Here is a 12,687-nt window from a genome sequence, read left to right as displayed (position 1 = left end):
TGTTCATTATAGCAAGCCGTTCGATTGCGAACGACTTTGAACCGGTTGTCCGCAATCAAATTGTCACGAAACGATGAGGTCGCTGTTACAATGAAATCAAACGGAACCCGTATAATGAATCGTTGTAGAGAGGAAAGGTGTTATGTACATATTGAAAAATGAATTTATTTGGATCGCATTGATCCTGATCGGCTTGTTCGTCTCGAGTGCGACGCCGTACTCTGACCAAAGCATCGTCTCGCCGCTCGAACGCTTCGATTGGACGTGGGCCGAACCAGCCCTCTCGAACGTCGACTTCGACTATGCCGGCAGCCCGGTCTCGCTCGAAGACAAAGGAAGCGTCGGCTTGATCGAATTTTTAATTCGGAAAGCGGCACACTTCACGGTCTTCTTCGTCTTAGGTGCGTTGTTCGTCAAAGCCGTGTCGCGGACGAGACTGAACGCGTGGCTCGTGTTGTTGTTCGCGTGGGCGCTCGCGAACACGGTCGCCATCTTTGATGAGTTTCATCAGAGTCTGACCCCGGAACGCACCCCGCTCATTCAAGACGTCGTATTAGACAGCTTCGGCGCTTGTTGCGGCGTCCTGCTCTTTGGTGGCTATTATTTGTTCGTCAGAAAGCGTAACAAACACCAACGGAGAGGTTATGTATCGGTAAGGTAGATAAAAAATAGTATAGGTTATTATTTGAAAAGCGCTTTCATAAGGCGTTTTTCTTTTTTACTAAATTCATATTTTGTGACAATTTGTGGATTGAGCCCGTTAAATACCCACGTTTTATCGAGGATAAAACCTAAATCAGGTCAATGTAACGCGAATGAAATATAAGTGTAAAATAACTTTAGGTTTAGATTGCTATAATGAGTCACAGGGCGAGACGGATTCTCGCAAAACTATACAGAACTCATTCATCTATTATTCTATAGAAATTCACACGACTCAGCGGAGGTAAGCACATTGATTAACTTGAAGAAACTTGCAGCAACCGTCACTTTAGGCGCTCTTCTAATCAGCGGCACGACACCTGGTTTTGCAGCGTCACTTACAGACAAGCAAAAAAAGGTCCAACAGCAGCAACAAAAGAATAGCACTGAGCAGAGCAAAGCGAACTCTTCGATCCAATCACGCGAACAAGCGATCAGCAAAGAGCAGCAAGAAATCAATAAGCTAGACGCTGAACTCCAAGACGTCATCAACGACGTCGCACAAAAGAAAGCTGAGATTCGTGCTACGCAAGAAAAAATTGCCGTGCTTGAAAAACAAATCAAGCAGTATGAAGCAAAAATGAAAGCACAAGAAGAACTTATGAAAGAGCGCATGGCAACGATGCAAAAGAACGGCGGCGGGTCGATCGACTGGGCCGAGTTCATCTTCGGATCAAAAGACTTCGGTGACTTGCTTACTCGTATGATCACAGCAGGTACGATTCAAGAGAACGACAAGCAAATTTTTGAAGAGTACCAAGCGACGAAAGAAAAGCTTGCGACAGCACAGGCTGAATTGAAAGCCGAGCGCGACGCTCTCGTTAAACAAAAGCAAGAACTTGAAGCACGTAAAGCAGCGCTCGACAAGAAAATGAAAGAGCGGGCGGCTAAAGTCAAGAAGCTCAACGCTGAAAAAATCAAGTTCGAATCGAAATTGATGAGTTTGAAAGAAATGGAATCAACGCTCCAAGCACAAGAAGCTTCAATCAAGGCAGAAATCGAAGCACAACGTCGTGCGGCTGAAGAAGCGAAACGTAAAGCAGCGGCGGAAGCGGCGGCAGCTGCAGCAGCAGCGAAACAACAAAAGCAACAAGGTTCGTCAAGCAAGCCGAGCGCGTCAGCGGCAACGCCTGTAGCGGCGGCACCGGCAAGCGGCGGCATGTTCCAACGTCCTGCTAGCGGTCGTCTTACACAACCTTTTGGACCTGCAAGTGGTGTGAACGGTTATACGTTCCACAACGGTCTTGATATCGCGGCACCGGTCGGCACACCGATCTATGCAGCGCAAACAGGTACGGTCACGACGGCAGGATGGGGCGGCGCCTACGGGAACCACATCATCATCACGCACGTCTTGAACGGACAAGTTTGGACGACGGTCTACGCTCACTTGAGCTCGGTGTCGGTATCGGCTGGCCAACGTGTCTCGCAAGGTCAGAACATCGGCGGCATGGGTAGCACAGGTAACTCGACTGGTTCGCACTTGCACTTCGAGATTCACCGTGGCGGTTACTCGTACTCGTCTTCGAGCGCGGGTAGCACGGTCAACCCAGCTTCATTCTTCTAAACGTATACAAAAAGTGATCGACGAACGCGTCGATCACTTTTTTATTGCCCGATAAGCGATAAACGTCAGCAAGGCGGCCCCGATGACGCTCAGCAAGAGCGTGTCGAGATTCGGGTCGGCAAAGACGCTCATGCCACCGACGATCAGCATGTAGGCAACGATCGAGCCGACGAAGACGGTCGACACGACCGAACGGACTCGTTTCGGGATTTGCTTCCACCAGTTCCTCATAAAAATCGCCTCCACCTATTAGTATAGGGGAGGCGGGATGATTCATCTAGCGAGCCGGATCCACGAAGATTCCATGATCGGCCGGTAGCCGACTTCTTGATAAATCTTGTTTGATGTCGGGTTGGTCAAATCGGTGTAGAGCGTGCAGAACGATTTCGTTTCGAGCAATCGGCGACTGAGAGTAGCGACGAGACTGCGAGCGTATCCGTTTCCGCGTTTCGCAGGAGTCGTGTAAACGAAAGACACCGTGATGCCATTCAACGTCGGGCGGGAGCGCTTTGCGCACGAAACGGGTATGCCGTTGACTTCCCAGATGAAGGCGTCATCGTTATCAATCATTGAAGTGACGACAGCGACCATTCTTTCGTCACGTGATGGTTCGAGTCCCGAGTCTTGTTCAAAGGCACGGTACCACGTCTCTAAAAGAGGCTGGTCGGACTTGGTCGCCTGGCGCATCGACCCGCCGGCCAGAACGATGTCGTTGACGCGGTCTAATCGATAGAGCCCTTGCGACATGAACGTCGACGCTGCTTTATCCGTCCGTTTCTCCCACATGGCACCGAACGTCTCGGCATGTGTCTTTTCGGAGACGACTTCTGTGAACGGGATGTCTAGCTGTAGTAGAGCCGGGATGACAGCCGCGTGGATCGATGTTGCCTGAGACGTGTCGACGACGACGTAATTGAACGGGTGCGGCGGTGTGACTTGCATGATGGCGAGGAGCTGTCCATCGTCCTCGACCGTCAACTGATGGTAGGTGTCGTATAGGTCTCGCTTAATATTTTCAAGGATGCCGATCATCAAGCTGTTCTCGGCCTCTTTTTTCAACAATTCCGACATGATGCGTTCCGAAAACGCGAACGGGTCGTTCCAAACTTTCACTTCCAAAGTCGACACCCTTTCTGTATATGTATGAAAAACGGGCAAACCGTGAGGCCTGCCCGTTGTCTAGCTCGTAACTCGTTAAGCGATGTCTTCGCGCGCTTTCGCGTCGTCGAGCAAGTTCGTGTTGCGTTTGAAGTAATGGACGATTTTGGCGATGGCGCCGTCACCTGTGACGTTCGTCGCCGTACCGAAGCTGTCTTGCGCCAAGTAGAGCGCGATGACGAGGCTTTGCATCGTCGCATCGAATCCGAGGATCGACCCGAACAATCCGAGTGATGCCATGACGGCCCCACCAGGAACACCTGGCGCCGCGATCATCGTCACGCCGAGGGCGAGGATGAACGGGAGGACGATCGCGTATGACATCGGCATGCCGTTCAAGTACATGAGGGCGACACCGACCGATGTGAGCGTGATCGTCGAGCCTGATAAGTGGATCGTCGCGCAGAGCGGGACGACGAAGTTGGCGACGCCTTCATCGACGTTGTTCAATTTTGCCTGACGAAGCGTGACCGGGATCGTCGCGGCTGACGACTGTGTGCCGATGGCTGTGAAGTAAGCCGGCATCATCGTCTTGAGCAGTTTGAACGGATTCTCTTTATTGAGCCCGCCTGCGATTGAATATTGAATCATGAGCATCGTCGCGTGAAGGACGATGATCGTGACGAATACGAGCGAGAACACCGACAAAATTTCGGCGACTTGACCGGCGTACGTCATGTTCATGAAAATTCCGGCGATGTGGATCGGCAAAAATGGAATGATGACTTTACTAATGAGTAGTTCGATAATATCGCGGAAGTCCATGGCGAGGTCGAGTGAGCGTTTGCTCTCGATCGCGGCGATCCCGATTCCGATGACGAACGCGAGAATGAGCGCCGTCATGACACCGAATACCGGTGGAATCTCAAACTCCATGAAACCTTTCAAGAGTGCTTCTTCTGGGTTTTCAGCTGATGCCGTGCTGCGTGCTAAGATCTGCGGGAACAGGTTGCTCGTCGCGAAGTAGGCGAGTGTACCGGCGACGATCGTCGATACGTAAGCAATCGCGGCCGTCAAGCCGACTAGTTTCCCGGCGCCTTTTCCAAGTTCCCCGATACCTGGAATGATGAAGGCGAGAATGATGAGCGGGATGGCGAAGCCTAAGAATTGTCCGAAGACCGTGTTGAACGTGACGAACGTCCGTACAATCCAGTTCTGGCTTTCTGGTACGATGCTACCGACTAATATCCCGAAAGCGATAGCGATGATGATGCGGCCTAGAAGACCAATCCTTAATTTCAAATAAATCATCCTTTCTAAATGTTTGAATTGTTGCTATTTTCGCACATTTCCCTGCGTGTTGCCAGCCTATCTTCGAATTTTAGTGAAGATTGACGTTTGACAACTTCTGAACAGGGTATCACAAAATGTTAGTGGGAAAAAGGAAGGGGTCTTCTCCTTTTCCTAATATACAAACGATGTTATGATTAATTTGGAACAGACGTAAAGGAGGGGTGACACGTGCAGGTACAACGAACAACGATTCACATTGCGGGGCAAGACTATACGATTGTTAGCGAGGAGTCAGCCGATCATGTGAGGGAAGTGGGCTTTCTCGTCGATAGTAAGATCCGCGAGATTCGTGAACAGTCCCCTCAGCTAGACGCTCGTCAGGCAGCGGTCCTCGCCGCCATCCAAATTGCGAGCGATCACGTCAAAATTAAACGAAATACGGGAGAATAAATCAATCCATGGTTACTCTACTTATACTGTTTTTCTTGTTTATCGGGATCATTAACGGCTTCCGCCGTGGAGCGATCCTCCAGCTCGGCCATTGGGTCGCGCTCATCATCAGTTTCTTTGTCGCCAACGCCTATTACCGGGATCTCGCCGAAGCGTTCAAGCTTTGGATCCCATATCCGTCACAACTTGACGGGACGTTACCAGGCGGTGTGCTCGACTTGAACTCACTGTCAGGCATCGAGATGATATTCTATAACGTCTTTTGGTTCGTCATCTTGTTCCTGATCACGAAGCTCGTCTTGCATCTCATCTTGTCGATGCTCGACTTCTTGACGGACTTGCCAATCTTGCGCCAACTGAAAGGGATCATCGGTGCCGTGCTCGGATTCTTCGAGTCATACGTCATCACGTTCTTCATCCTTTGGGTGATCGCGTTCGTCCCGATGGCGGGCGTCCAAAACGCGGTCGACAATTCGTCGCTCGCGACGTATATCATCCAAGACACGCCATATCTCTCTGAATGGTTCTCGAATAAGATGCTGTGACACGACAGGCCGGAATGCAAGCAAGCGCTTGTGTCTCGGTCTTTTCTGTATGAAAAAGGGGGAAATACGATGAATAAAGTAGAAGCGATGATGCTGTTAGAGAAAATCGCGCAATACATGGAGATCAAAGGCGAGAACCCGTTCAAGATCAACGCCTTCCGGAAAGCGGCAACGGCGCTCGAAAACACGGAGCTCGAACTCGACGAGATCGATGATTTGACGACGATTTCTGGTGTCGGTAAAGGGACGGCAGCCGTACTTGAGGAGTGGCGCCAGACGGGACGAAGCGAAGTGCTCGAGTCACTTCAAGAAGAGATTCCGTACGGCTTGATGAAATTGCTCAAAATTCAAGGACTCGGAGGCAAGAAACTCGCCCAGTTAAGAGAAGTCGGTGTCGTTGACCTCGAGTCACTCATCCGGGTGCTAGAAGACGGGACGGCCTCAGAGCTGCCGCGCTTCGGCACAAAGAGCGTCGAGAAGTTGCTCACAGCAGCTCGGAACTTGGAGTCGCGTCCCGAGCGTCTCGCGTACGCGATGATGCGTCCGGTCGTCGAAGAGATCGACAAAGTGCTAGAAGACGAGGCACTCGTCCTGCGCCATTCTGTCGGGGGGAGTTTCCGCCGGGCCGAAGAGACGTGTAAAGACTTGGACTTCATCATCGCGACCGAGGAACCTGTCGCACTGCGCGACAAACTGCTCGCACTTCCGTTCGTCAATGAAGTCATCGCGGCCGGTGAGACGAAAGTGTCGCTCGTCTTAGAGCGTGAAGAGATGGTGTCGGTCGACTTCCGCATGGTCGAGCCCGGTGCTTTCGCGGCGACGCTCCACCACTTCACCGGATCAAAAGACCATAATGTGCGCATGCGTCAGCTCGCCAAGTCAAAAGGCGAATCGATCTCGGAGTACGGGGTCGAGACCGCTGACGGCCTCTGGCAGCCAGAGACGGAAGCGGAGCTGTTCGCACGTTACGGCCTCCCGTTCATCCCACCGGAGCTCAGAGAAGGGCACGCGGAGTTCGAGCATGACCTCTCGAAGCTCGTCACGCTCGACGACATCAAGGCCGACGCGCATATGCACACGGTCTGGTCGGACGGAAAGTTGACGGTCGACGAGCTCGTCGCCGCGATGAAAGCGCGCGGTTACGAGTGGATCGCCATCACCGATCACGGCAAGTATATGTCGTTCGTCAACGGGTTGACCGAGGAACGACTTGAAGCGCAAGCGGAAGAGATTTATGCCGCTGCCAAAAAACATGACATGAACGTCTTGCGCGGAGTCGAGATGGACATCCGTCCGGACGGGACGCTCGACTACGAGCCTGAGTTTTTAGCGACGCTCGATTACGTCGTCGCCTCGATCCACTCGAAAATGGACCAAGGTGTCGACGAAATCATGGTGCGGCTCGAGAATGCGTGCCGTTCGCCGTACGTCAACGTCATCGCCCATCCGACCGGCCGCCTGATCGGACGTCGTGACGGCTACCCGATCGACGAGGAGCGCTTGATCGCCCTCGCGAAAGAGACAGGGACAGGGCTCGAACTGAACGCCAACCCGAACCGTCTCGATTTGACCGCCTCGACGCTGAAGAAAGCGAAGGCGGCCGGTGTCAAACTGATGGTCAACACCGACACCCACCACCCTGATATGATGGAAGATATGGCACTCGGCGTCTTGCACGCAAGAAAAGCCTATCTCGAACCGTCAGACATTATTAACTGCCTCACGTTCGAAGAAGCGACAGCGTTCTTCGACGCGAAGCGACAGAAAGGAACATGCTAGATGGATCACGCGTTACGCGTATTAGAATATGAAAAGTTACGTCAACAGCTCGCCGTGCATGCGGCCAGCTCGCTCGGGAAAAACCGGGCGCAAAACATGCAGCCTGACTACTCGTACGACCGGGTACTCGCCAACTTGAACGTCACGCGCGAGGCGACCGAGGTCGTCCGGCTCCGGGACCGTTTGCCACTCGGTGGACTTTCAGACGTCCGCGCCGAAGTGAAACGGGCTGCCATCGGCTCGGTGCTCTCGACGAGCGAACTGCTCGCCGTCGCCGCCGTCATGTACAGCGGCCGCCAAGTGAAGAACTTCTTCGAGAAGTTGCACGAGGACAACGAAGACATCCAAATCCCGCGCCTCGACGAATATGCCGAGCGTTTGACGAAGCTGATCGAGGTCGAGCAATCGATCCGTCACGCCATCGACGACCAAGGTACGGTCCAAGATTCGGCGAGCTCGCAACTGCGCGGTCTGCGGACGCAACTCCGCAGCTTTGAGGGCAGTGTCCGCTCGCGGATCGACAACATCCTCCGCAACAACGCCAAGATGCTCTCAGACGCGATCGTCACGATCCGGAACGACCGCTTCGTCGTCCCGGTCAAGCAAGAGTATCGCCAAGCGTTCGGCGGGATCGTCCACGACCAGTCGGCGTCAGGGCAGACGCTCTTCATCGAGCCGCAAGCGATCGTCTCGATCAACAATGAGATCCAAGAAGTCCGCTTGAAAGAACGTTCGGAGATCGACCGCATCTTGACAGAACTGTCAAATCTCGTCGGCGGAGTAGCCGATTCCGTCGTGACGAACCTCGACGTCTTGGCCGAACTCGACTTCGTGTTCGCGAAAGTCGCGTACGGACATCAACTGAAAGCGACGGAGCCGAAGTTGAACGACGCCCGCGAGATCAAACTGAAGCAGGCGCGTCATCCGTTCATTCCGCAAGACGAGGTCGTCCCGATCACGGTCGAGCTCGGGGAAGACTTCACGTCGCTCGTCATCACCGGGCCGAACACGGGTGGTAAGACGGTCACGCTCAAGACGATCGGATTACTGCAACTGATGGTCCAGTCAGGGCTCTACGTCCCGGCCGAGTTCGGGACAGAGCTCTCGGTATTTGACGCCGTTTACGCCGACATCGGTGACGAACAGTCGATCGAGCAGAGCTTGTCGACGTTCAGCTCGCACATGACGAACATCGTCAGCATGCTCGACAAAGTCGACTTCATGTCGCTCGTCCTATTCGATGAGCTCGGTGCCGGGACCGACCCGCAAGAAGGGGCCGCGCTCGCCATCGCGATTCTTGATGAAGTGAAGCGTCGCGGGGCCCGCGTCGCGGCGACGACCCACTATTCCGAGTTGAAGGCGTATGCCTATAACCGAGAAGGTGTCGTCAACGCCTCGATGGAGTTCGATATCGAGTCGCTCAGCCCGACGTATCGTTTGTTGATCGGTGTACCGGGACGCTCGAACGCGTTCGAGATCAGCCGACGCCTCGGTCTGTCCGAACAAGTGATCGATAAGGCACGGAGCCACGTCGGCACCGACGCCGAGTCGGTCGAATCGATGATCAACGAGCTCGAGTCGGCGAAACAACGCGCCGAGCAGCTCGAGCAAGAACTGATCATCAAACGCCACGACTTCGAACAAGAGCAAGCGGCGTTCGAGGCGAAGATGAGTGAATTCGAGACCGAACGCGACACGATGTACGGCGAGGCCGAGGCACGTGCCGAGAAGGCCGTCGAGAAAGCGAAGCGGGAAGCGAACGAAGTCATCGACCGGTTGAAGAAGCTGCGTGAGCAAGGCATCGTCAAAGAGCACGAGATCATCGCCGCGAAGAAACAGCTCGAATCGGCGAAACCGACGCTTCAAGATAAAAAGATCAAAAAAGTGAAACAAAAAGCGCAACAAAAACGTACGTTCAGTAAAGGCGAAGAAGTGAAAGTGACGACGTTCAACCAAAAAGGGTATATCGTGAACCAGATCAACGACAACGAGTACAACGTCCAAGTCGGGATCATGAAAGTGAACGTCAAAGCGGACGACCTTCAAAAAGTCGGACCCTCGAAAGAACAAGCGCTCCAGTCGAAAGGCAGCTCACTGAAGCGGCAGAGTTCGACGAAGTCGGAGCTTGATCTTCGCGGTGTTCGGGTCGAAGAGGGACTCTCGCGCCTAGACAAATATATCGACGAGGCGCTCGTGTCCGGATACGACAACGTCCGCATCATCCACGGGCTCGGTACGGGCGCGATGCGACAAGCGACGCAAGAGTATTTGAAAGGACATCGTCACGTGAAGAGTCAACGCCCGGGTGGTATGGGCGAAGGTGGACTCGGGGTCACGGTCGTCGAATTGAAGTGAGGGACGCATGATGATGGGGAACGTAACGTTTGGCGTGATGCTCGAGTCGCTCGGATTGTACTCGATCGCCGGTCTGATGATCGTCGTCGGGCTCGCCATCTTCGAGATGACGACGCCGTACAGCAACTGGCGCGAGGTTCAAAAAGGGAATATCGCCGTCGCGCTCGCGACCGGGGGCAAGGTCGTCGGGCTGGCCAACATCTTCCGTGTCGTCGAGAGCCATCACGAGCGGATGGTCGACGTGTTGGTTGGAGGGAGCTTCGGCTTCTTCTTACTGCTCGTCACGTATTGGTTGTTTGAATTTTTGACGCCGTCGCTCAAAGTGAACGAGGAGATCGGGAAAGGCAACATCGCGGTCGGATTGCTCGCGTTCATGCTCTCGATCGGGGTCTCGCTCGTCGTCGGCGCGGCGTTGGTGAGGTGAAGACATGGTATACGAACGATTGGCAAAGATTCTCTTTATCGGGGCCGGGCTGTTTTTAGTGGCAGCGGCGCTGTGGTTTATCTTTTATTGAACATAAAACTGGGACGCTCCCGAGGCGTTCCTTTTTTATTTGTGTCAGCAGCATGGAGCTGGTGATAAATGTTTCCCCAAACGGACTTGCAGGAAAGAGTATAGGAGCGAGAGCTTAAGGCAAAGCATATATCGAAGGCGAAGAGGTGTGGATAAATGGACAATGGTGCAAAATTTTTCGAACTGTTAGTGGTGAATGGAGTTAAATTACCAGGTGTGAAAGTAGACCGAACGGAGTTTTTAGCCACAAGTTTTAGCAAGCACGTGACCCCGAATCAATTAGCAGCCCTTCTTGAGAAAGGCCCTGTTCAAGCGAACATCCCTAAAAAATTAATCAGACGAATCGCGAAGAAGACCGTTCGGAATCGGACTATGAAAAGTACATCAGCGTCGTTTGCCGCAGGATTACCAGGTGGCGTCGCGATGGCGGCCACTATTCCGGCTGATACCGCCCAATTTTTTGGCGTGGCAATCCGATTGGCTCAAGAAATCGGTTATTTATACGGGTATGAAGATTTTTGGGATGAGAACCGGTTGGATGTTGATCGGGTGAACGGAGAATTGATTTTGTTTCTCGGTGTGATGTTCGGTGTCGGGGGAGCGACGGCCACCATTAAAGTACTGTCTTCGCAATTCTCGAATCAAGCATTGAAGAAAATTCCGAATCGAGCCATGATGCGGACGATTTATTATCCGATTCTTAAGAAAATGGGAAGCTACATCGGGGTGAAGATGACGAGAAGATCGTTTGCTCAAAGTGTGTCTAAAGTGATTCCAATCGCAGGAGGTGTGCTTTCGGGTTGGATCACGTATTCATCGATGAGGCAGATGGGGAACAGACTGTTCACTGCACTTGAAGAAAGTATCGATCTCTCTGATGAAGAACTTGTAGCCAGTTTCAAAGAGATGAAACAAGAAAATCCGGATATTATGGATGAGGATTTTGAAATGTTAAGGGAGAGTGTCTGAGCGTAGGGGACGAACAGCATAGTTACCAGTCGAAATGATGCGACGATGCTGTTGACGTGGTGCGAGGGGCGTGACCGGATTTTAATACGTTTGAACAAGAGTTTCACGTCTTGGCATACGACGATCCGACCGTCCGCGACTTGGGGAAAGTCGGGAATACAGGGGTTGTGGTGGAAACCATAGATGAACTTTCTTAAGAACGTCTAACAAGTGCGAAAGGGGATCGATGATGAAAAAGTTATTCTTGTCCGTCTCTTTGTTCACAGGAGCAACGATGGCTTTAACCGGTTGCGGAGGAATGGGCACGGTTGAAACGATTGACGACAGACCCGTCATTCATTTCGATGCCTCTTCAATCATTTCGTCAGCACGCGACCATCAAACCAAGATGCTCATGTTATCGAGTATGCCAACAGATATCGTCGCAATATCCGGAGCGGTTAAAGAATTGCAGGGGATGAAAGCAGACACTGACAAGTATTTGGCCGAACTTGAAAGACTACAGCATGAAGACCCCTCGGCCGATGAGTTCAAAGACCTCGTTGTTGAATATTTAGAAGCGGAAAACACGTATATCAATCAAACCATCGAGGAGTTATACGGTGGAGGCACGAACAGTCCAAGTCGCTTCTCGATGGAAACTCTTTACTCGAGAGCAAGCGCAAAAGTCTCCGATTTCCGGTATGAGCCGAAGTGAAGAGATTCCGTTCCATAAAGACTCTGTATAAAGATACCTGTAAGAATAAATTCGTAAAGAATCCATCTCTTACAAGACAGAGTATTATTGGACGTAGTGAAGGAGAATCGAGCAGAATGGGGAAAAGGGTTAAGAGAAAGTACGGAAACGAGTGAGAAAGGAGTGAGGACGATGAAACAGTTCGAGATCGAATTCCACATGATCAATGATGAGGTGTTGACGCAAGTCGTCGAGGCAGATAGTCGCTATGCGGCACTTGAAGCCATCTATCAGTCGTTCCGGCATGCTTCGGACGGCTTCGTCCAGTTCGAGGATGAATGGATCATTTTCCTTGATCATGTCGTGTATGTGAAGGCGTTTGAGATTGTGGAGTAGGAGGCAGCTATGGTGAAACATAATAAGTTGGTCCGAGACCGTGTACCTGAACTGATCCGTGCGGACGGAAAACGAGTCATCGTCAAACAGTTGAATCAAGCCGAGCACTTTGAACAGGCACGCCTGAAGCTATATGAAGAACTGAAAGAGTATGAAGAGACGAATATCGATGAGGAATGTCTTGAAGAGCTAGCGGATATTCTTGAACTCGCGTATGAGCTCGGTAAAATGCATGGGGCTTCGTTCGAAGAGATGAATGCGATTCGTGCAGAGAAGCGGGAGCGGAAGGGTGGATTTGAGAAGGGATTGTATTTAGAGGAAGTTCTGGAGTGACAAAAAATCA

Annotated in this window: 14 protein-coding genes; 11 read left to right on the top strand and 3 right to left on the bottom strand. The window is 52.2% G+C overall.

The annotated features are described in order from the left end of the window. The first annotated feature begins 142 nt into the window (after window positions 1-142). Both KNP77_RS09075 and KNP77_RS09070 read left to right on the top strand, forming a co-directional pair. Window positions 143-661: a VanZ family protein gene (locus KNP77_RS09075; RefSeq protein ID WP_214890240.1), complete on the top strand. Its 519-nt coding sequence runs from the start codon at window positions 143-145 to the stop codon at window positions 659-661. 294 nt (window positions 662-955) lie between these two features. Next, complete coding sequence (locus KNP77_RS09070) at window positions 956-2,269, top strand: murein hydrolase activator EnvC family protein (protein WP_214890237.1); 1,314 nt, start codon at window positions 956-958, stop codon at window positions 2,267-2,269. Between the two features lie 33 nt (window positions 2,270-2,302). Here the strand turns inward: KNP77_RS09070 and KNP77_RS09065 are convergent, their stop codons facing one another. From KNP77_RS09065 to KNP77_RS09055, 3 genes are all read right to left on the bottom strand, one after another. Then, window positions 2,303-2,500 carry a hypothetical protein gene (locus KNP77_RS09065; RefSeq protein WP_233589617.1) on the bottom strand — a complete coding sequence of 66 codons (198 nt, stop codon included), beginning with the start codon at window positions 2,498-2,500 and terminating at the stop codon, window positions 2,303-2,305. A gap of 42 nt (window positions 2,501-2,542) precedes the next feature. Further along, window positions 2,543-3,382: a GNAT family N-acetyltransferase gene (locus tag KNP77_RS09060; RefSeq protein ID WP_353048820.1), complete on the bottom strand. Its 840-nt coding sequence runs from the start codon at window positions 3,380-3,382 to the stop codon at window positions 2,543-2,545. 81 nt (window positions 3,383-3,463) lie between these two features. After that, entirely contained in the window at window positions 3,464-4,678 is a 1,215-nt protein-coding gene (locus KNP77_RS09055) for a dicarboxylate/amino acid:cation symporter (RefSeq protein WP_070327768.1), read from the bottom strand. Between the two features lie 210 nt (window positions 4,679-4,888). On the opposite strand from KNP77_RS09055, the gene zapA reads away from it, so the two are divergent. The 9 genes from zapA (at window position 4,889) to KNP77_RS09010 (ending at window position 12,677) form a co-directional block, all read left to right on the top strand. Further along, the gene (gene zapA, locus KNP77_RS09050; RefSeq protein ID WP_070327767.1) at window positions 4,889-5,110 is read left to right on the top strand and encodes a cell division protein ZapA; all 222 of its coding nucleotides are present in this window, start codon (window positions 4,889-4,891) and stop codon (window positions 5,108-5,110) included. 8 nt (window positions 5,111-5,118) lie between these two features. Further along, window positions 5,119-5,655 carry a CvpA family protein gene (locus KNP77_RS09045; protein WP_214890232.1) on the top strand — a complete coding sequence of 179 codons (537 nt, stop codon included), beginning with the start codon at window positions 5,119-5,121 and terminating at the stop codon, window positions 5,653-5,655. A 69-nt stretch (window positions 5,656-5,724) separates the two neighbouring features. Further along, a complete protein-coding gene (gene polX, locus KNP77_RS09040) occupies window positions 5,725-7,434 on the top strand; it encodes a DNA polymerase/3'-5' exonuclease PolX (protein ID WP_214890224.1) in 1,710 nt (569 codons plus the stop codon). Then, window positions 7,435-9,789: an endonuclease MutS2 gene (locus KNP77_RS09035; RefSeq protein ID WP_214890222.1), complete on the top strand. Its 2,355-nt coding sequence runs from the start codon at window positions 7,435-7,437 to the stop codon at window positions 9,787-9,789. 7 nt (window positions 9,790-9,796) lie between these two features. Further along, a complete protein-coding gene (locus KNP77_RS09030; RefSeq protein ID WP_083273989.1) occupies window positions 9,797-10,213 on the top strand; it encodes a DUF350 domain-containing protein in 417 nt (138 codons plus the stop codon). A gap of 246 nt (window positions 10,214-10,459) precedes the next feature. Next, the gene (locus KNP77_RS09025; protein WP_071399309.1) at window positions 10,460-11,272 is read left to right on the top strand and encodes a pectinesterase; all 813 of its coding nucleotides are present in this window, start codon (window positions 10,460-10,462) and stop codon (window positions 11,270-11,272) included. 229 nt (window positions 11,273-11,501) lie between these two features. Beyond that, on the top strand, window positions 11,502-11,969 hold the full coding sequence (locus tag KNP77_RS09020; RefSeq protein ID WP_214890219.1) for a hypothetical protein: 468 nt from the start codon (window positions 11,502-11,504) through the stop codon (window positions 11,967-11,969). 171 nt (window positions 11,970-12,140) lie between these two features. Continuing rightward, a complete protein-coding gene (locus KNP77_RS09015; RefSeq protein ID WP_131441029.1) occupies window positions 12,141-12,344 on the top strand; it encodes a hypothetical protein in 204 nt (67 codons plus the stop codon). Window positions 12,345-12,353: 9 nt separating this feature from the next. Beyond that, window positions 12,354-12,677: a nucleoside triphosphate pyrophosphohydrolase gene (locus KNP77_RS09010; RefSeq protein WP_070327760.1), complete on the top strand. Its 324-nt coding sequence runs from the start codon at window positions 12,354-12,356 to the stop codon at window positions 12,675-12,677. Window positions 12,678-12,687 lie beyond the last annotated feature (10 nt).

Origin of the sequence: Exiguobacterium sp. s142, from assembly GCF_018618455.1 — a bacterium.
In the GTDB taxonomy this organism is placed as follows: domain Bacteria; phylum Bacillota; class Bacilli; order Exiguobacteriales; family Exiguobacteriaceae; genus Exiguobacterium; species Exiguobacterium aurantiacum_A.
The sequence above is the reverse complement of the archived record's forward strand: the minus strand, read 5'-3'. Positions and strand labels throughout refer to the sequence as shown.